Raw genomic sequence first — 19,417 nt, 5'->3', positions numbered from 1 at the left:
CAAGGCGGCTCTCGAACATAAGTTCCCATCTCCCCCGCCCCCACCATAGACCAATTTTCGAACTGGCGTGCTACATCCGCATCCCCCTGCCTCACCTGCACCAACGGCGGATCCGGGTCCGGCGGCTAGGCTTCGGCCCTGTCCGGACCGGCAGGGGCGGCGGAAGGGTCAGACGGCCCCACGAGACAGACAGAGGGAGACACGACAGACATGGCCAAGAGGACGGACTCGCAGTCGCCCGCGCCGCACGTCGCCGACAGCCACGACCTGATCCGCGTGCACGGCGCACGCGAGAACAACCTCAAGGACGTCAGCATCGAGATCCCGAAGCGCCGGCTGACGGTGTTCACCGGCGTCTCCGGCTCGGGCAAGAGCTCACTGGTCTTCGACACGATCGCCGCGGAGTCGCAGCGGCTGATCAACGAGACCTACAGCGCCTTCGTCCAGGGCTTCATGCCGACCCTGGCACGGCCCGAGGTCGACGTCCTCGACGGGCTGACCACCGCGATCATCGTCGACCAGCAGCGGATGGGCGCCGACCCCCGCTCCACGGTCGGCACCGCCACCGACGCCAACGCCATGCTGCGCATCCTCTTCAGCCGGCTCGGCGAGCCCCACATCGGCCCGCCCAGCGCGTACGCCTTCAACGTCCCCTCGGTCCGGGCGAGCGGCGCGATCACCGTCGAGCGCGGTGACCGCAAGACCGAGAAGGCGACCTTCACCCGCACCGGCGGCATGTGTCCGCGCTGCGAGGGCCGGGGCACCGTCTCCGACCTCGACCTCACCCAGCTCTACGACGACTCCAAGTCGCTCGCCGAGGGCGCCATCACCGTCCCCGGCTACAAGGCGGGCGGCTGGAACTACCGGCTCTACAGCGAGTCGGGCTTCTACGACCCGGACAAGCCGATCCGCGACTACACCAAGAAGGAACTGCACGACTTCCTCCGCCGCGAGCCGACCAGGATGAAGATCGCGGGGATCAACATGACCTACGAGGGCCTGATCCCCCGCATCCAGAAGTCGATGCTCTCCAAGGACCGGGAGGCGATGCAGCCGCACATCCGGGAGTTCGTGGACCGGGCGGTCACCTTCACCACCTGCCCCGAGTGCGACGGGACCCGACTCAGCGAGGGCGCCCGGGCGTCGAGGATCAAGGGGATCAGCATCGCCGACGCCTGCGCGATGCAGATCAGCGACCTGGCCGACTGGGTCCGCGGTCTCGACGAGCCCTCGGTGGCGCCGCTGCTCGCCAAACTGCAGCACACCCTCGACTCGTTCACGGAGATCGGGCTCGGCTACCTCGCGCTCGACCGGCCCTCGGGCACGCTGTCGGGCGGCGAGGCGCAGCGCACCAAGATGATCCGCCATCTCGGCTCCTCGCTCACCGATGTCACCTACGTCTTCGACGAGCCCACCACGGGCCTGCACCCCCATGACATCCAGCGGATGAACGGCCTGCTGCTGCGGCTGCGGGACAAGGGCAACACGGTGCTCGTCGTGGAGCACAAGCCGGAGGTCATCGCGATCGCCGACCATGTTGTCGACCTCGGCCCCGGCGCGGGGACGGCGGGCGGCACCGTCTGCTTCGAGGGCACCGTCGAGGGGCTGCGGGCCGGCGGCACCATCACCGGCCGCCATCTCGACGACCGGGCTTCCGTCAAGGAGTCGGTGCGAAAGCCCACCGGCACGCTGGAGATCCGCGGCGCGACAACGCACAACCTGCGGGACGTCGACGTCGACATCCCGCTCGGGGTGCTGACCGTGATCACCGGCGTCGCCGGTTCCGGCAAGAGCTCGCTGGTCCATGGGTCGGTCCCCGCCGACACGGGCGTGATCTCGGTCGACCAGAGCGCGATCCGGGGCTCCAGGCGGAGCAACCCGGCGACCTACACCGGGCTCCTCGACCCGATCCGCAAGGCGTTCGCCAAGGTCAACGGCGTGAAGCCGGCGCTGTTCAGCGCCAACTCCGAGGGCGCCTGCCCCACCTGCAACGGCGCCGGCGTCATCTACACCGATCTGGCGATGATGGCCGGTGTCGCCACCACCTGTGAGGACTGCGAGGGGAAGCGGTTCGAGGCATCGGTCCTCGACTACCACCTCGGCGGCCGCGACATCAGCGAGGTGCTGGCGATGTCGGTGACCGAGGCCGAGGAGTTCTTCGGCGCCGGCGAGGCGCGCACACCGGCCGCACACCGCATCCTCGAACGACTCGTCGACGTCGGGCTCGGCTACCTCAGCATCGGCCAGCCGCTCACCACACTGTCCGGCGGCGAGCGGCAGCGGCTCAAACTGGCCACGCACATGGCGGAGAAGGGCGGCGTCTACATCCTCGACGAGCCGACCGCCGGTCTCCACCTCGCCGATGTCGAGCAGTTGCTCGGCCTGCTCGACCGGCTTGTCGACTCCGGCAAGTCGGTCATCGTCGTCGAGCATCACCAGGCGGTCATGGCGCACGCCGACTGGCTGATCGACCTCGGTCCCGGGGCCGGCCACGACGGCGGCCGGATCGTCTTCGAGGGCACCCCCGCCGACCTCGTCGCCGCCCGCTCCACCCTCACCGGCGAGCACCTCGCGGCCTACGTCGGTGCCTGAACGGGCCGTCGGTGCCTGACGGGGGCCGTCGCGGCGCCTGACGGGGCGCTCGCGGCATGGCCCGCCCATGCCGAACAGTCCCGCCCCCGAACGCGCGGGGCGGGACTGTCGTGGGAAGGGAGCCTCCGGCCGGTCAGCCGATGCCGGCCCCCGTCGCCGAGAGCGCCTCGGTGACGGGCTGGAAGAAGGTCTGGCCGCCCGAGGTGCAGTCGCCGCTGCCGCCGGAGGTCAGGCCGATCGCGCTGTCGCCGTCGAAGAGCGAGCCGCCGCTGTCACCGGGCTCGGCGCAGACGTCGGTCTGGATCAGACCGCTGACCGTGCCCTCCGAGTAGTTCACGGTGGCGTCCAGACCGGTGACCGTGCCGGAGTGGACCTGGGTCGTCGAGCCGCTGCGGCTCACCTTCTCGCCGACGGTCGCGTCGGCCGCCTTGGTGATCGCCTGTGTGGAGCCGTTGTAGAGGTCGACGGCGCTCGGGTGGTCGACGTCCGCGGTGTACTTGACCAGGCCGAAGTCATTGCCCGGGAAGCTGGACTGCGCGTTCTGGCCGATCGTCTTGCCGCTGGAGTCCGACCAGCTGGAGATCGCCTGGGTGCAGTGTCCGGCGGTCAGGAAGTACGGCTGGCCGTCCTTGACCACGTTGAAGCCGAGCGAGCAGCGCCCGCCCGAGCCGGTGATGGCGTCGCCGCCCGCGATGAAGGGCTTGAACGTGCCCTGCGAGCGCCGGAGTTCGGCCTTTGCGCCCAGCCCGTCGACCACGTGGGTGAGCCGCGCCCACGCCGCCTTCGACACGGTCCGGTCGGCCGTGACGACGACCTTGTTGGTCCTGGGGTCGGTCGCCCAGGAGGTGCCCGGGAGCGTCGCGTCCTTCTGGAGCGTGGTGCGGGCGCCCGCGAGTTCGGTCAGGGAGTTCTGGACGACTCTCGCCCTGGCGCCGGCCGCCTGGGCGGTCTTCGCGGCCGTCTCGTTCAGCACGTTGACGACGAGTTGCTCGGTCTTCGCGTCGTAATACGTTCCGGCCGCGTCGGCGCCCAGGTCCTCACCGAGCGTCGAGGCGAGCTTTCCGGCCGCCACGACCGAGAGCGTGTGGGGCGCCCCGGCCGTCGAGGTCTCGCTCGCGTTCGCATTCTGGAAGGTCACGCCCGCGACGATCAGCGCGGCGGCGCCCGCGCCGGCCAGGGCGGCCCGCCGCCGGGTTATGCGTCGATGCTTCAACTCACGTCCTCCTGTGGGGGGTCGGCCGCGGGGGACTGTGGGGGTCACACCGCGACCGGAAGGCGTTGGGGCACGAACGCGGTGTAGCACAGAAGCCACGTCCGTACCCACCGTGCGGCCCACTATCCCGAGGCTCACAGGGAGCACACAAGGTCGACTTCAGGACGCGCACACGCCAACAGCCGTGCGCCCCCCGTCCACTGACCGTTCCCTTGTGCCTGCCGTGTGGATTCCCACTGCAAATGCCATATGAGGGTTATCCCTGTGCGGTCCACGAGGTCTAGTCCTGTCTCAATCCCGACGGTTCGGACTCGGGTTCCAAGGTCGAGAAGAGGAACGAGAGTTGCTCCCGCACCGATTGCACACACAAGGGAGCCCCCGCTCCCAAGAGGCTCTTGGGTGCGGGGGCTCCCCTGCTGCCGGCTGCGGATCGGGTCGTACGGGAATACCGGTGGAACGGGATCAGTAGACGTGGACCCCGTAGGCGCTGAGGGCCTCGGTCACCGGCTGGAAGAAGGTCGTACCGCCGGAGGTGCAGTCGCCGCTGCCGCCGGAGGTGAGGCCGTAGGCCACACCTCCGTTGGAGTACAGCGGGCCGCCGGAGTCACCGGGCTCGGCACAGACCGTGGTCTGGATGAGGCCGTTGACGATCTCGCCGTTGCCGTAGTTGACCGTCGCGTTGAGGGCGGTGACGCGGCCGCTGTGGATGCCGGTCGTGGAGCCGCGGCGGTAGACGGTGGTGCCGACGGAGGGCGTGGCGGCGCTGGTGATGTCCACGCTGCCCACGGCGCCCGACTTGGTCACCGAGCTGTTGGTGTAGCGCACGATGCCGTAGTCGTTGCCGGGGAAGCTGGAGCCAGCCGTGGTGCCGAGCGTGGTGGCGTGGGAGGTGCTCGTCCACCAGGTGCCCGCGCCGTCGGTGCAGTGCCCGGCGGTCAGGAAGTAGTAGTTCCCGCTGGAGTCCTGGACGTTGAAGCCGAGCGAGCAGCGCCAGCTACTCGCATAGATGGCGTCGCCGCCGGAGATCAGCTTGTTGAACTGGCCCGGGGTGTGCTTGACGGTGAGGGCACCGGCGTTGCCGGCGGCCTCCTTCTTGATCTTCGCGATCTCGGCCTGGGAGACCGAGCTGTCGACGGTGACGACGACGCGGTTGGTGGTGGGGTCGACGGCCCAGGCGGTGCCCGGGACATCGGCCTTGAGCACCGAGTCGCTCGCCTTGCCGAGCTGGTTCGCACTGAAGGTGTGTGCGTCGCTCGCGTTCGCGCTGGGGACGGTGAACGCGGCAGCGGCCACGAGTCCGGCGGCCACGGCGATCAGCCGGGTCCGTCTCGCGATACCGCTGGTGGGGTTGGTGCGCTTGATCCTCACTTGTCGTTCCCTCCATGGGAAGTCGGGGGCCCACGTGGGGGATGGGGCCCGTGAGGCGCAGCCGGGAGCCGGCTCGTCCGGATTCCGAATATGCCGTGCTCCTGACAAGCGCTGAGGGGGAGTATTCGGCCGCGTGGCCGATCGGCGCAAGGGCGCCTTTCGGCCGTACAGCCTTCAACTGCCCCAGGAACCCCTTCGATTCCCCCGTAGATCCTGGAGGGTTGTGGAGGGTAATGGAGGAAGGGTGACGGGCTGTCAGCGGAGCTCCGCTACAGCAGGGTGCGCTCCCCCGCCTCGATCGCGATGCCCAGGGTGTTGCCCGGCGGCGGGAAGGGGCAGAGGAAGTGGTCGGCGAAGGCGCACGGCGGCAGCAGAGAGCGGTTGAAGTCCACCGTCGTACGCCCCTCGGTGTCGGGCGCCGGCGGCCGCAGGAACCGGAAGCGGTAGCTGCTGTTCCCGCTGGTGGTGTCGGCGAAGACGGCCCACAGCGAGCCGTCGTCCTCCACCGAGACCTGCAGGGTGAGGTCCTGTCCGTCGAGGGTGAAGGCTAGGACGCCGCCGAGCGCGAGACCGCGGTACTCCCCGTCGGCGTTCTCGACGCGTACGGTGCGGTGCTCTCCGTACGGGGTGAAGTGCCCCTCGACCGACCAGCGCGGATCGTGGGGTGTGGCGTCGATGCCCGGGAAGGCCCGGCGTGCGGGGGCGTCGGGATCGTGGTCCCGCAGGCCCCAGACGCCTTCGCGGACGAGGACGACCAGGCGGCGCCGGCCCACCGCGACACGGGACCCGGTGGCGGGGCCGGCATCGGCGCCGAGCCGGATCTCACCGGTGAAGGGCTCGCCGTCGACGGTCAGGCCGTCGTCCGCTCCGGCCGTCAGCACCACCCCCTCCTCGTCGGCCCTCCAACTCCCGGGGATGGCCGGAATCGGGTCGTCTGGATAGTCCTCCAGCCAGTAGGTGCCGGTCAGCGAGAGCGGCCCGTAGGGCGCCGACACCTGCTCGGTGCGGTGCTCGTGCCACTGCTTCCACTCGTCGGATGCGTCCGTCGTCATGTGATCAACCCTTCCACAGCGGATCCGTAGGTCCGGGGTGCCGGTCGCGTCCGTCCGGACGAACCCGTCCGTCTCCGCGCCGACGGCCCCGGAAGCGCCGACGCGATGCCCGACTCGTGCCCGGCTCATGACGCTCCCCCTGTCACGGTGTACCGGGTGGTGGGCCGGGAGAGGCCCAGATGCTCCCGGAGCGTGCTGCCCGGGTAGAAGGTCCGGAACCGGCCGCGGTGCTGGAGCAGCGCGACCGTGCCGTTGACGAGCCGCTCCAGGTCACGGCGCGGCTCGACGGGTGTGAGGTGGAAGCCGTCGACGGCGCCCGTCTCGTGCCAGGCAGCGATCAGCTCGGCCAGATCGACGGGCCCCCCGCGGTACAGCGGCCCGTCCCCGGTCCGCCGGGACCCGTTCCCGGCTCCCCCGAGGTCGCGGTCGTGACCGAACCGGGGGGTTCCCCATCCCGGCTCGGCCGCGTACTCGCCGTCGCCCAGGTCGACGATCAGCGCCGCCAGGACGCGCAGGCTCCCGGCGTCCCGGCCCGACTCCCGTGCCGCGTCCCGGATTTCGGTGCGTGCGATGGCGGCCTGTGCGAGGCTCCCCGCCCGGACCAGCGCCACGTCGGCGGGGCGGCCGGCGGTCCTGCGGCTGTGTGCGTCGGTGGCGTCGACGACACGGACGGGGTGCCTCTGCGAGGCGCCGTCCGCGCGGCGCTCCCGGAGCCGGGACGGAGGACCGTGCCGGGCGGTCCCGGCCCGGAGGTCGGATCCGCCCGCCGCCCGCCACTGCCAGCCGGCCCGGCCACGGCTGGCCCGGTCGAGGTCCGCGATGCCCGCCGGCACGCGGAACGGATCGGTGTGGGCGGCGGCCACGGCCGGCACCAGGCCGATACGGCTGGTGACGGGTGCGGCGCGGGCCAGTACGGCAAGGGCGTCGCGGGCGGTCCCCGCGGAGCCGAGCGCGTCGGGGCCGTCCTCGCCGAGCGTGAGGGGACCGGACCCCGCGGAGCCCTCGCCGAGCGTCACGAAGTCGAGTGCGCCGCGTTCCGCGAGCCGGGTCAGCTCCACCGGGGCGTCGGCGTCATGCGCCGACCGCCGGTCGACGGCGGCGGCCAGGTGCAGCAGCCCCCGGCCGTGCGATGAGGTCATCGGAGGGAAACCTTTCTCGGGGCGGGCCCGGCACACGGGCACCGCCTCGGAGTCGTGAGGGGGGAGGGCCTGGTCAGGCCGCGGCGCGACAGGACAGCTCGCGCAGGAAGGTCAGCGCGGCCCGCGCGGCGGCGTCGTTCTGCCGGAACGCCGGTCCGCCCGTGCGGGGCCTGGTGAACGCGCCGGCGCCCCGGGCGTCGGTGTGCGGGCCGAGCGCGAAACGGCGCGGATGCGGCAGGCCGGAGCGGTCCAGGAGGCGCCCGTCCACGGGGTCCACGGCGAGCAGCCCCTCGTCGGTGGCGACGGCGCCGTCCGCGTACAGCTCCCGCAGCAGCCGGTCGCGGGTGCGCCGGATCGTGGGGTGCGGCAGCCTCGCCTCGACGAGGGCACGGGCCTCGACCGCCGAGCCGGGCACACTGGCGCTCGTCGCCCGGAAGACCCCGTCCTCGGCGGTGACGGTCATGTCGGCACCGAGGAAGCGGAGGACACCCGCACGGGACAGCGCGAGCATCAGCCGCAGCCGCGGTCCGGGCGGCCCGGACGCCAGAAAGCTGAAGAAGCCGTGCCACCAGGACCCGATGTCGCCAAGCCGCACCAGATGCCCGTAGACCGACAGCAGTCCGAGGAAGACGGCCAGGTCGGCACTCTGCGCGGGATCGTGACGCCGGGCCAGGTCCGCCTCGATGTGGGTGCGCAGCCCGTCCTGGAGCGCGGCGGGCGTCGGATACCGCACCCCGTCCAGCGGGCGGTCGAGCGCGGTGAGGTCGAGCCGGTCGGCCGGGTCGGGAACGGCGGCGGCCACCAGCGCGGGCAGCGACGCCGGATCGGCGACGGCGTACTTCTCCTCGAAGTCCGCCCAGGCGACCGCAGTGCGCTCGGGGTGGGCGGCGAACAGCCGGTGGTAGTGGGCGAAGCCCAGCTCCTTCTCGATCAGCGGCCATACGTCCCGCCGGAAGTCGAAGCCGTCCGGGCGTGCGAGCAGCGCGTCGACCTCGGCGGGCCCGAAGAACCGGGGCAGCGGCGGCCGTTCGCCCGTCCAGTCGTAGCCGATCTTGGAGTGGTACGGGACACCGCGCCGGGACCCCACGTACAGGACCGGCTCCCGTCCGGACGGAACGTAGACGTCCCCCTCGTAGCGGCCGCCGCGCCCCTCGGTCAGCAGCACCATGAGGTCGACGAAGGCGAGTCCGAAGCCGCGGACGAGAACGGGTTCGCCGGCCTTCAGCGCGGACAGGTCGCTGTCGGCCGTGAAGTCGGGCGGCAGATGGACCAGTCCGTGGGTGCGGGCGTACGAGCCCAGTGTGCGCTGCTCGGCGTCGAGTTCGGCATCGAGGTGGCCGAGCGTGAGGACGACGAGATCGGCGCGGAGGGGCTCGGTCCGCCCCTGGAGCCAGACCCGCTGCCGGCCGTCGCGGGGACCGTCGACCCGGACGGCGAGGCAGGGGTGGTGGTGGACGCGGATGCCCGGCGGCAGGGCCGCGACCGCCTGCTCGTACACCCAGCGCAGATAGGCGCCCTGACGTCGGCGGCCGGCGAAGACACGTCCGTCGATGCCCGCCCACTCGTGCAGGGTCGGGCCCGTGCGCACCGGGCCCTCCATGGCCACCGTCTCGTCGGTGAACATGGTCACGTCCTCGGCGTGCGAGTTCATCCACAGCAGGGGGGACTGCGCGGCGCGCCAGATCCGTCCGGCGCCGGGCGGATGCGGGTCCACCAGGTGCACGTCCAGCTCCGCGCCGGAGTACAGTTCGGGCGCGTTGGCGGCGATCCGCTCCAGAAGGCCGGTCCCCCGCGGTCCGGCGCCCACGATCACCAGCGAACGGCGTGCGGTGCTCATCGGGCACGCTCCGCACCGCGGGCGTAGTACTTCTCCACATAGTGCTGGCCGACGCTGAGCACCGAGGTGACCAGCACGTACCAGAGGGTGGCCACCATCAGGAGCGGGATCACCTGGTAGGTGCGGTGGTAGACGAGCTGCGCCGAGTAGAGCAGGTCCTGGACGGCGATGACGCTGACGATGGACGTGCCCTTGAGCGTGCCGATCAGCATGTTGGCGGCGGCCGGCACGATGGACCGCATCGCCTGCGGCAGCACGATCCGCCGCCAGCGCAGCAACGTGCTCAGTCCGAGCGCCTGCGCGGCCTCGAACTGGCCGCGGTCCACGGAGAGGATGCCACCGCGCACCACCTCGGCGGCGTACGCGGCCTCGTGCAGGGTGAGCCCGACGACGGCGACCGTGACCGGCGCGAACAGGTTCACCGTCCGCACCCCCAGGATGTGCGGGTACAAGGCGCCGATGTTGAACCAGAACAGCAGCTGCACCAGGATCGGCACTGAGCGGAACAGCCAGACATATCCCCAGCTGACACCTCTCAGCACGGGGTTGGCGGAGAGCCGGGCGGCGGCGAGCAGGGTGCCCAGCGCGAAGCCGAGCGTCATGACGACGGCGGTCAGCCAGAGGGTGAGCCAGAGGCCGCGCAGCACGGCGGTCGAGGTGAAGTAGTCGCCGACGACGTCCCATTGGAACGCCTGGTTGCGGACGACGGAGACGACGGCGAGTCCGAGCAGGACGAGGACGACGAGGGCTGCGGCCCACTGGCCCGGACGGCGGCGCGGGACGATGTGCGCAAGTGCGGCCTCTTCGGCGGCTGCGGCCGGTTCGGCGAGGGTGTCGGAAGACATGTGAAGGCTCCGTGATACGTCGGATCGAACACGGGTGGTGCCTTCACACGGGGCGGTGCCGTACGGCCGAGCCCCTCAGCAGAGCCGTGCTCCGAGAGTAGGGGGGCGATTCCCCTCACTGTCAAGGCCGTCCATACTGTGAGCCATGCGTCTCAAGTCGGTTGACGCGGAAACGGATGCCTGTTCCACTTGGTACATGCGTCCACAGCAGCGGCTGGTCACCCGCTCCCACATCGACTTCGGTCGCGTGTGGTCCTCCTCCTGTTGAGCCGACCCCGCTGCACGCCCTGATCCGGGGCGCGCCACGCGTTCTTCCTGCGCCTTTCACACGCCTTCACACGCGTTTCCCCTCCCCTCTGCACCTCTCGGCGCACTCGTCTCTCCTTGAACTCCCCCTTGTTTCCCGCGTTTTCGTCGTACGTCCTCGCGCGACTTCGTACGTCCTCGCGCTTTCTCGTACGTCGTAGCGCTTTCTCGTACGTCCTTACGCGCCCTCGCTCGTCGTCCTCGTGCCCTCTCGCGTTCCATCGCTTCCGCCGTCAGGAGACCGCACACCATGCGTACGTCCACACGTACCCGTAACCGACTACTCGCGCCCTTCGCCCTCGTCGTCTCCGCCGCCCTGTCGCTCGCCGCCTGCGGCTCCGGCGGCACGGGCGGCTCCGGCGGGAGCGAGGTCCGGGCAGCGGGGAAGAACGACGGGGTCCCGACCACGGACGTCGTCTCCGCCGTCGAGCCGGACCCGGCCGCGGCCAGACTGCTGCCCCCGGGCGTGCACCGCCTCACCGTCGGGGTGGCCGTGTCCGGCCAGTTGCCCGGCACCAGTTACCTGGACGACGGCACGACCCTGGTCGGGCAGGACATCGACTTCTCGAACGCCGTCGCCAAGGCGCTGGGGCTCACGCTGAAGGCCGAGCCCGCGAGCTTCGAGGCGATTTTGCCAGCGCTCGGCAGCGGCAAGTACGACTTCGGCGTCGGCAACTTCGGCGTCACCGACGAGCGGCGCAGGACGATCGACTTCGTCACGTACATCAACGACGGCCAGGGCTTCGCCGCACGCAAGGACAGCGGACTGACGAAGGTCACCGATCTGAAGCAGCTGTGCGGGCTCACCGTCGCGACCGGCGCGGGCACCACCTTCGAGGCGACGCTGGAGAAGAACCGGCACGTCTGCACCGACGCGGGCAAGAAGGCGTACGCCGTGCAGACCTACGGCGAGTCGGGCGCCCTGTGGTCCTCGTTGCAGCAGGGCCGCAGCGATGTGGTGATGTCCACGATCAACGGACTGCGGTACGCGGTCGCCCAGCAGCCGGGCCTGAAGTTCCTGAACGAGTACCACCGTCTCGACGTCGGCTTCGCCTTCGCCAAGGGCACGAAGCTGGCACCCGCCTTCCAGGCCGCGGTCAATCATCTGATCGCCGACGGAACGTACGAGAAGATCCTCAAGAAGTGGGGAACGACGGGCTCGGCGATCCCGAAGTCACGCATCTCGCCGCCGGAGCTGAGGAGTTGACGCGTGCGCCTGCCGTGCGGGGCGCGGGGTGTCATGCCAGCGCGGCCGGGTCGGCGGCGGCGTCGCGGCGCAGCACCGCCTGCTCGACCGCGAGGTCGTAGGCGAGGCGCTGCACCCGTTCGAACGCCTCGGCCACCTGCACCACTTCCGGTGCGGCCCGGTCGGGCACGACGAGCGGCGCGGGCGGAGGCGTCCGGCCCGGCCCGCCGTGCCGCACGGCGGCGAGCGTCCGCGGCAGCCGGACGCCGGACACCTCCCGCACCTGCGCGGCAAGGGCGCCGAGCGGTGTGGAGACGGAACGTACGCAGTCGAGGGCGAGCCGGCCGAGCGCGGCAACCGTCCCGAGGGCGAACAGCGCGAACAGCAGCAGATCGCGGCGGGCCGTTCCCTCCAGTTCGGCGGCGCGGTCCTCGACGTCCCGGCCGAGCGAGAGCTGTACCGCGCGCAGGCCGTTGAGGGTGGAGGTCATGGACGCCCACCAGGTCACGGGCGGGATGGCACGCGCGTCGAGCCGGCCGCCGCCGCGCACCGCTGCGCCCTCGTAGGCGAGCGCGCGTGCGGTGGCCGGTGTGCCGAGCGCCGCGTCGAGCCGCCTTCGCTGGGCCGCGGTGGCCGAGCGCCCGAAGCTCTCCAGGGCGGCGAGCCTGCCCGCGCGGAGCTGGAGGAAGCGGATGTAGTCATCGGCTCGGAACCGTCCGGCGGGCACCGCGCCGAGCAGGAGGGCGTGCTCCTCGCCGGTGAACTCCTTGGCGCTGCCGAGGGTCCGCAGCGCCTGGCAGGCGGCGCGCAGTCGGCCGTCGCGCGCATCGTCGAGGCCGAGTCCGGGCCTGTCGAGGACGGTGATGGCGGCCGTGAAGCCGTCGAAGGTCTCGTTGAGCGTCGCGGTGCCGTCGTCGGCGTGCCGTCGGATCGCGGCGAGTGCGCCGAGCCGCCGCAGGGAGGCGCGTACGGCGGCGGCGACCGCGTCGTCGCGGCCTCTGAGCGCCGCCTCCAGCCGGGTGCGGGCGGTGTCCGTGGCCCTGCGCCGGGCGGGGAGACCGTCGCGGAACTGCCGTACACCGCCGAGGTGTCCGACGGTCAGCCCGCGCTCCTTCTGCAGGGCGTGGACAAGCCCCTGGAGCGTGCCGGAGAGCCGGGCGTTCGCGGCGGTGACGGCCGCGTTGCGGTACGCCGAGAACTGCTCCGCGGCGGCCGCACCCAGCAGGGCGAGCAGCACGGCCAGGGCGAGGACGAGGATCCTCAGCAGCCTGGCACGGATGGTGACGTGCACGGACATGCCTTGGGTAGGGGCCGGATCGAGGAGGCCGGGTCGTGGGGTAGCCGGAAAGGGTCCCGCGACTGACCAACGACCCGGCACCGCACCGGTCACCACATCATGTGCTTGTTTTACGGAGGGGAAACAGTATTACCGCAGTTTCTCCCGCCGCCTCGGCTTCCCCCGCCGCCTCAGTTCCCCCGGCCGCCTCAGTTGCAGCCGCAGTCGCAGCCGTCGCAGCAGCAGTCACACCCGTCGCATCCGCCGCAACAGTCGCCGCAGCACTCGCACCCGTCGCAGCAGTCGGCGCAGTCGGCGCACTCCTGGCATGCCGCGTTCTTGCGCTCCCGGGTCCATGGGTCCTCGTAACTGCCGCAGCACAGTTGGCAGGTGCAGGCGAGCCCCAGCCACACCGCGCAGCCCGCGATCAGCCCGCGGCGGCGGGGCGGCTCCGGGGGCGGCGGTCCGGCCGGGCCGCCGGGTGCGTGCGGTCCGGGCGTGTGCGAGCAGGAGGTGGTGCCGAACGCGCGGTCGACGGAGGTGCGCAGTTCGTGGGCGAGCAGGACGTGCGCGAGCCGCCCGTCCGTGAACTCCACGTCGCGCAGGGCGAGCCGTATCCCGTGCAGCGCGTCGTCGGCGAGACGTCGGGCCTCCGCCAGGGAGGTGCCGGTGGCATTCAGCATGTTCCAGGCGCCCGACGCGGCGTCCGCCTCCCGGTCCTCCACGGCGTCCAGCAGATGGGCGAGCCGTCCGAAGAGCCGGCCCGCCTCGGCCAGCGCCTCGGCGTTGCCGGGGCGTCCCGCCAGGACCGCCGTGTGCGCGAACGCGGCGGCGGTGGCGGTCTCGGTCGGCTCGGTGACGGCCGGCACCGGGGTGCCGGGCCCGGCGAGCACCTCGATGCCGGTCTGCCGGTCCACGGCCTCCACGAGCAGGGCGGTGTCGAACCCGACGGCGGAGCCGGTGCGGGCACCGGCCCTGCCCCAGCTCTCCGCGACCCGGCGCGCGGCGAACGCCATGGGCCGACGCGCCAACAGGCCGTCCCCGTCGGCCATATGGTCGCGCATCTTGGCGGAGGCGAGGACCAGCGAGACGGCTGCCGCGAGGCGCGCGCCCTCGCCCCGGACCACGGAGGCGGTGCGCATGCCGCGCAGCGGACAGGGCCCGGCGGTACGCCGCCCGCCGTCGGTCCGCTCGGCCTGAGCCTCCGTCAGAATCGAGACGAGCAGCCCGTCGTAGTTCGTGACGACCCGGGCGAACTGCCCGTGGTCCGCGCGCAGGGCGAGACACAGCCCGCACAGATGCGCCATCCACTGGGTTCCGAGACTCTCCCCGAGCCGATGCCGGCAGGGCCGGACGATTCCGAACACGACACTCCCCCGTGTCTTGTGCGTCGTTGAGCTGCGGCAGCTTATCTGCCACTTCGTTCACCCGTACGCACGACTCGTCACCCATACGCCGCCGCAAATAATATTTCACTCACAGTCAGCAGTCGTTTGTCCGACGGCCCTTGGGACACGCGGGCTCTCGACGTACTGGCTGTGCACCAGTACCGTCACGAAACCCCCGTGCGGCGTCTATCCCCTTGGCGCCACATCCGCATCATGGACGACCATGGAGTTGCGGAAGGCTTGAAGGACCGCTTGGGAAGGAGGCGTCCATGGGATCGGTACGCAAGGCGAGTGCCTGGCTGGGCCTCGTCGACGACAACGATGACGAGCGTTACTACGACGACGACTACGCCGAGGGCCAGGACCAGGGCGATGCCTGGGTGACCGACCCGCGCGTCAAGGTCGCGTCCGACACGGCCGAGGAGAAGGGCCGCCGGATCGGCACGGTGACCCCGGACAGCTTCCGGGACGCCCGGGCCATCGGCGAACTCTTCCGGGACGGCGTCCCGGTCATCATGAACCTCACCAACATGGAGCCCGGCGACGCCAAGCGCGTGGTGGACTTCGCGGCCGGTCTGATCTTCGGCCTGCGCGGCTCCATCGAACGGGTCTCCAGCCGTGTCTTCCTGCTGACCCCGGCGGACACGGAGATCGTCAGCGGCGAGGCCGCGAGCCGGCAGCAGGGCGGGTTCTTCAACCAGAGCTGAGGCAGGGCCGTTCACCGGCCCTGCCCGCTTCGGGCCTGCTCACCGGAAGGCGTCGAGCCCGGTGAGCGCCTTGCCCAGCACAAGCTGGTGCATCTCGACGGTCCCCTCGTAGGTGAGCACCGACTCCAGATTCGTGGCGTGCCGCATCACGGGGTACTCCAGGGAGATCCCGTTGGCGCCGAGGATCGTCCGCGCGGTCCGGCAGATCTCGATCGCCTCGCGCACGTTGTTGAGCTTGCCGAAGCTGATCTGTTCGGGACGCAGCCGTCCCGCGTCCATCCGCCGCCCCAGGTGGTGGGCGAGCAGGATCCCCTTGTGCAGTTCGACCGCCATGTCGGCGAGCTTGGCCTGGGTGAGCTGGAACCCGCCGATGGGCCGGCCGAACTGTTCCCTGCTCCGCGCGTACTCGACGGCGGTCTCGAAGCACGAGCGGGCCGCGCCCATCGCGCCCCACACGATGCCGTACCGGGCGTGGGAGAGACAGCCGAGCGGTCCCTTGAGGCCGACCACAGCCGGCAGTACGGCGTCGGCGGGCAGCCGCACGTCGTCCAGGACGAGTTCGCTGGTGACCGAGGCCCGCAGGGACCACTTGTGCTTGATCTCCGGGGCGGAGAAGCCGGGGGTGCCGGCGGGGACGAGGAACCCGCGGATCCCCTCGTCGGTGCGCGCCCACACGACGGCGACCCCGGCGACCGAGCCGTTGGTGATCCACATCTTGCGGCCGTTGAGGACCCAGTCGGAGCCGTCGCGCTTGGCGTAGGTGCGCATCGAGGCGGGGTCGGAGCCATGGTCGGGCTCGGTGAGCCCGAAGCAGCCGATGATCTCGCCGGCGGCCATCCTGGGCAGCCACTGCTGCTTCTGCTCCTCGCTGCCGAACCGGTGCACGGCGTACATGGCGAGGGAGCCCTGGACGGAGACGAGGGACCGGATCCCGGAGTCGGCGGCCTCCAGTTCCAGGCAGGCCAGGCCGTACTGCACGGCACTGGCCCCCGCGCAGCCGTAGCCGCTGAGCGACATGCCGAGCGCGCCCAGCGAGCCGAGTTCCCGGGCGAGTTCCCGGATCCCCGGCAGTTCGCCCTGTTCGTACCACTCGGCGATGTGCGGCAGCACGCGCTCCGCCGCCCAGGTGCGCACCGTGTCGCGGATGGCCAGGTCCTCGGCGTCCAGCAGGTCGTCGATCCCCAGCGGATCGGCGGGGTCGAAGGGCGGCAACGTCGAGGACGGGGTCATGGGGGCAGCCTCCGTGACATTGAAAACTAGCAGCGCTAGCCAGGACTGGACGGGCCGACGGTACGACGCGCCGGGCCGCGCGTCCAGTACCGGGCGCCCCGCCGGGGTCCGCCGGGGGCCGCATCGGGCCCGAGCGGCCCGCCGTCGCGGCCCCGCGCCCGCCCCCGGTCACGCCGAGACGCGGGAGTCCTCGGCCTTGCGCGGTGACGGCACGGCGGGCTCGCCCTGCGCGACCGGCGGCTCGCAGTGCATGACGCGCGGCAGCCGCAGCGCCATCACCGCGCCCAGCATCAGCAGGCCGGCACTGACCAGGAGCGTCATATGCAGGCCATGGACGAAGGAGTCGCGCGCCGCGTGGCGCAGCGCCCTGCCCCGTGCGCCGCCGAGGTGACCCGCCACCTCGTAGGCCTCGCCGAGCGAGTGGCCGGCGGCCCGGCTCGCCGACGCCGGAACCCCCGGCACCGACGACAGGCCGGGCGTGTACGCCGCGTTCATCACGCTGCCCAGCAGCGCTATCCCGATGCCGGCGCCCAGTTGGTACGAGGTCTCGCCGATCGCCGCGGCCCCGCCGGACTGCGCCTGCGGAGCCTCGCTCAGCATCGACTCGTACGCGCCGAACAGGGTCGTCTCCAGCCCGAAGCCGAGCAGGACGAAACCGAACAGAAGCAGCCCGGGATTGTCGTGCCCGCCCATCAGGGTCAGTGTGAGCACGGCGACGGTCGTCAGACAGAAACCGGACGTCACCATCCGGCGGGGGCCGAGGCGGTGCAGCAACTGCGAACCGGCCAGGCCGGCCGCCATCGCCGCGAACGTCAGCGGCAGCAGTCGCAGCCCCGTCCGGAGCGGCGACAGGCGCAGCACCAGCTGCAGATACTGGGCCGCGATCAGTTCGAGTCCGACCAGGGCCAGCATCGCCAGCACGATGCAGCCGACCGAGGTGCCGAACGCCGGGCGGGCGAACATCCGCAGATCCACCAGGGGGTGGGCGCGGCGCCGCTGCCGCCGTACGAAGGTGATCAGCAGCGCCGCACCCGCCAGCAGCGGGAGCAGGGTGTACGGGTCGAGCGGCGACTGCCCGGCGCCGAGCCGCTTCACGGCGAACACCAGGGCGAAGAGGCCGCCCGCCGCCATGAGCGCGCCGAGCACGTCCCAGGGGCCCTCGCTCTCGCCCTTCGACTCCGGCAGCAGCAGTCGCCCGACCGGCAGACTGACCAGCATCAGCGGGATGTTGATCAGGAAGACCGAGCCCCACCAGAAGTGTTCGAGGAGGAATCCGCCGAGCAGCGGCCCGATCGCCGCACCCACCGCGGCCACCGCGCTCCAGATGCCGATCGCCAGCGCCCGCTCGCGCCGGTCGGGGAAGACCTGGCGCAGGATGGACAGGGTCGCGGGCATGATCATCGCACCGCCCACACCGAGCAGCGCCCGTGCCCCGATCAGTACCTGTGCGTCGTGGGCGAGAGCCGCCGCCCCGGAGGCGATGCCGAACAGACCGTATCCGAGCAGCAGGACGCGCCTGCGGCCGACACGGTCGCCCAGCGTGCCGAAGAGGATCAGCAGCGAGGCGCAGACGAGCGGGTAGATGTCGACGATCCAGAGCAGTTGCGTCGCACCGGGCTTGAGATCCTCGGTGACGGCGGGCATCGCGACGTGCAACACGGTGGCGTCGACGGCGACGAGCAGCAGGCTCACGCAGAGGATGACGAGGACGACCCATCGGCTCGCACCCGCCCCGGCCGCCCGGCGCCGCGAGACAGCGGCGGCCATGGTCGTCCCGGACATAGAGGTACCTCCCAGATGATCCCTCGCTCCGGCGGATGCACGGGGTGGGGACGACCCCCGCGACCGTACCGGGAGAGCGGTTCCCGGTGGGGACGCAGCGAAGCGAGCGAGTCGCCAGCGTACGCGAGTTCCCCGAAGGGTCGCGTGGCGGACCTCTCACGTTCTCCTGGAGAGGGTGTGGCGTACGCCACCCCTCTCACGGTTCCCCACGTGATATGGGCGGCTCCGGTTCCCGTCGCCCTCGATAATCGGGCGGATGGACGATCCTGCCCGGCGCACGACGCCGCCCCCCGCCGGCGCCCTGCGCCGAGCCGCTCCCGCCCTCCTCGGGTACGCGGCCGTCCGGGCCGTGGGCCTCGTCGTGCTCGCCCTGTGGAGCGCGGCGCGGGGCACGAGCCCGCACACGCTGCTGGCCGCGCGCTGGGACTCGCTCTGGTACACCAGGGTCGCCGCCCTCGGCTACGGCTACGAGATCCGCCTCCCGAACGGCGACGTGCACTCGAACCTGGCGTTCTTCCCGCTGCTGCCCTGGCTGGAGCGGCTCGGCGCGGCGGTGACCCCGCTGTCGTACGCCGATGCGGGGCTCGCCGTCGCCACACTCGCCTCGCTCGCCGCGGCCTGGGGGATCTTCGCCGTCGCGGAGCATGTGTACGACCGCCGTACGGGTGTCTGTCTGGTGCTGCTGTGGGCAGTGCTGCCGGTCGGGATCGTGCAGTCCATGGCGTACAGCGAGTCCCTCTTCACCGCGCTCGCCGCCTGGTCGCTGTACGCGATCCTGACCGGCCGCTGGGTGACGGCGGGGGTGCTCGCCTCGCTCGCGGGTCTGACCCGGCCGGTGGGCGCGGCCGTGGTCGCGGCGGTGTGGGCGGCGGCGGTCACCTCGTTCAGGGACGACCGGCGCACGCTCCCGGCGGACGGCGTCCGGTGGGTACGCCGGGCGCTCGGCATGCTGATCGCCCCGCTCGGCGCCGCCGGTTACGTTCTGTGGGTCGGACACCGCACGGGTCGTGGTCCGCTCGGATATCTCGATGTCCAGGCGGGGTGGCGCAACGGATTCGACGGCGGATATGCCTTCGCCCGTTTCATCGCGGGGAAGTTCACCTCCCTCCCCGGCGCCCTGGCCGGCGTGGGACTGATCGTCGGGGCGGCGGCGATCGTCTGGCTGTACGTGGTGTGCGTCCGGCAGCGCCAGCCGCTGCCGTTGCTCGTGTACACGGGTGTGGTCACCGCGCTCGCCCTGTGCGCGTCAAGCTACTTCGGCTCGAAACCGCGTCTACTGCTGCCCGCTTTCCCCCTTTTGCTGCCTCTCGCCCGGGCGCTGGCCCGGGTGCGCCCGGCCAGGTCCGCGGTGGTGCTCGGCGGTGTCGCCCTGGCGTCGGCCGCGTACGGAGCGTTCTGGCTGAACGGCTCCGGTCCGCCATGATCCACTCCGTCCCGCACGGTGAGCGTCCGGATAATTCCGCCCCAGCATTCGGTGAACGAATAGATAAGGGCCA

General features: G+C 71.6%; 14 protein-coding genes. 4 read left to right on the top strand and 10 right to left on the bottom strand.

Annotation, left to right across the window (positions count from 1 at the left end):
* Positions 1–210 precede the first annotated feature (210 nt).
* Positions 211–2,592: an excinuclease ABC subunit UvrA gene (locus AB0L95_RS25855; RefSeq protein WP_365165017.1), complete on the top strand. Its 2,382-nt coding sequence runs from the start codon at positions 211–213 to the stop codon at positions 2,590–2,592.
* Positions 2,593–2,725: 133 nt separating this feature from the next.
* Here the strand turns inward: AB0L95_RS25855 and AB0L95_RS25850 are convergent, their stop codons facing one another.
* The 6 genes from AB0L95_RS25850 to AB0L95_RS25825 all read right to left on the bottom strand — a co-directional run bounded on the left by AB0L95_RS25850 (position 2,726) and on the right by AB0L95_RS25825 (position 10,046).
* Complete coding sequence (locus tag AB0L95_RS25850; protein WP_365165015.1) at positions 2,726–3,805, bottom strand: S1 family peptidase; 1,080 nt, start codon at positions 3,803–3,805, stop codon at positions 2,726–2,728.
* A gap of 462 nt (positions 3,806–4,267) precedes the next feature.
* The gene (locus tag AB0L95_RS25845; protein WP_365165013.1) at positions 4,268–5,173 is read right to left on the bottom strand and encodes a S1 family peptidase; all 906 of its coding nucleotides are present in this window, start codon (positions 5,171–5,173) and stop codon (positions 4,268–4,270) included.
* A 269-nt stretch (positions 5,174–5,442) separates the two neighbouring features.
* On the bottom strand, positions 5,443–6,225 hold the full coding sequence (locus tag AB0L95_RS25840) for a DUF1684 domain-containing protein (protein WP_365165011.1): 783 nt from the start codon (positions 6,223–6,225) through the stop codon (positions 5,443–5,445).
* 125 nt (positions 6,226–6,350) lie between these two features.
* Positions 6,351–7,364: an LLM class flavin-dependent oxidoreductase gene (locus tag AB0L95_RS25835; protein ID WP_365165009.1), complete on the bottom strand. Its 1,014-nt coding sequence runs from the start codon at positions 7,362–7,364 to the stop codon at positions 6,351–6,353.
* A 73-nt stretch (positions 7,365–7,437) separates the two neighbouring features.
* Positions 7,438–9,201 carry an FAD/NAD(P)-binding protein gene (locus AB0L95_RS25830; protein ID WP_365165007.1) on the bottom strand — a complete coding sequence of 588 codons (1,764 nt, stop codon included), beginning with the start codon at positions 9,199–9,201 and terminating at the stop codon, positions 7,438–7,440.
* On the bottom strand, positions 9,198–10,046 hold the full coding sequence (locus tag AB0L95_RS25825; protein ID WP_365165005.1) for an amino acid ABC transporter permease: 849 nt from the start codon (positions 10,044–10,046) through the stop codon (positions 9,198–9,200). Before AB0L95_RS25825 ends, AB0L95_RS25830 begins: the two co-directional genes overlap by 4 nt.
* 556 nt (positions 10,047–10,602) lie before the next feature.
* Between AB0L95_RS25825 and AB0L95_RS25820 the strand changes: the two genes are divergently transcribed.
* A complete protein-coding gene (locus AB0L95_RS25820) occupies positions 10,603–11,559 on the top strand; it encodes an ABC transporter substrate-binding protein (RefSeq protein WP_365165003.1) in 957 nt (318 codons plus the stop codon).
* A 31-nt stretch (positions 11,560–11,590) separates the two neighbouring features.
* On the opposite strand, the gene AB0L95_RS25815 is transcribed toward AB0L95_RS25820, so the two are convergent.
* Both AB0L95_RS25815 and AB0L95_RS25810 read right to left on the bottom strand, forming a co-directional pair.
* Entirely contained in the window at positions 11,591–12,835 is a 1,245-nt protein-coding gene (locus tag AB0L95_RS25815) for a nitrate- and nitrite sensing domain-containing protein (protein WP_365165001.1), read from the bottom strand.
* 188 nt (positions 12,836–13,023) lie between these two features.
* On the bottom strand, positions 13,024–14,181 hold the full coding sequence (locus AB0L95_RS25810) for a DUF5685 family protein (protein ID WP_365164999.1): 1,158 nt from the start codon (positions 14,179–14,181) through the stop codon (positions 13,024–13,026).
* A gap of 290 nt (positions 14,182–14,471) precedes the next feature.
* On the opposite strand from AB0L95_RS25810, the gene AB0L95_RS25805 reads away from it, so the two are divergent.
* Entirely contained in the window at positions 14,472–14,909 is a 438-nt protein-coding gene (locus tag AB0L95_RS25805) for a cell division protein SepF (protein WP_365164997.1), read from the top strand.
* 39 nt (positions 14,910–14,948) lie between these two features.
* On the opposite strand, the gene AB0L95_RS25800 is transcribed toward AB0L95_RS25805, so the two are convergent.
* Together AB0L95_RS25800 and AB0L95_RS25795 are read right to left on the bottom strand one after the other, a co-directional pair.
* Entirely contained in the window at positions 14,949–16,139 is a 1,191-nt protein-coding gene (locus tag AB0L95_RS25800) for an acyl-CoA dehydrogenase family protein (RefSeq protein ID WP_365164995.1), read from the bottom strand.
* 168 nt (positions 16,140–16,307) lie between these two features.
* Entirely contained in the window at positions 16,308–17,921 is a 1,614-nt protein-coding gene (locus tag AB0L95_RS25795; protein ID WP_365164993.1) for an MFS transporter, read from the bottom strand.
* A gap of 256 nt (positions 17,922–18,177) precedes the next feature.
* On the opposite strand from AB0L95_RS25795, the gene AB0L95_RS25790 reads away from it, so the two are divergent.
* Positions 18,178–19,344: a glycosyltransferase family 39 protein gene (locus AB0L95_RS25790; protein WP_365164991.1), complete on the top strand. Its 1,167-nt coding sequence runs from the start codon at positions 18,178–18,180 to the stop codon at positions 19,342–19,344.
* Positions 19,345–19,417: the final 73 nt, after the last annotated feature.

The organism is Streptomyces sp. NPDC052036 (assembly GCF_040680495.1).
Classification (GTDB): Bacteria; Actinomycetota; Actinomycetes; order Streptomycetales; family Streptomycetaceae; genus Streptomyces.
This window is presented reverse-complemented; position numbering and strand designations above follow the sequence as displayed.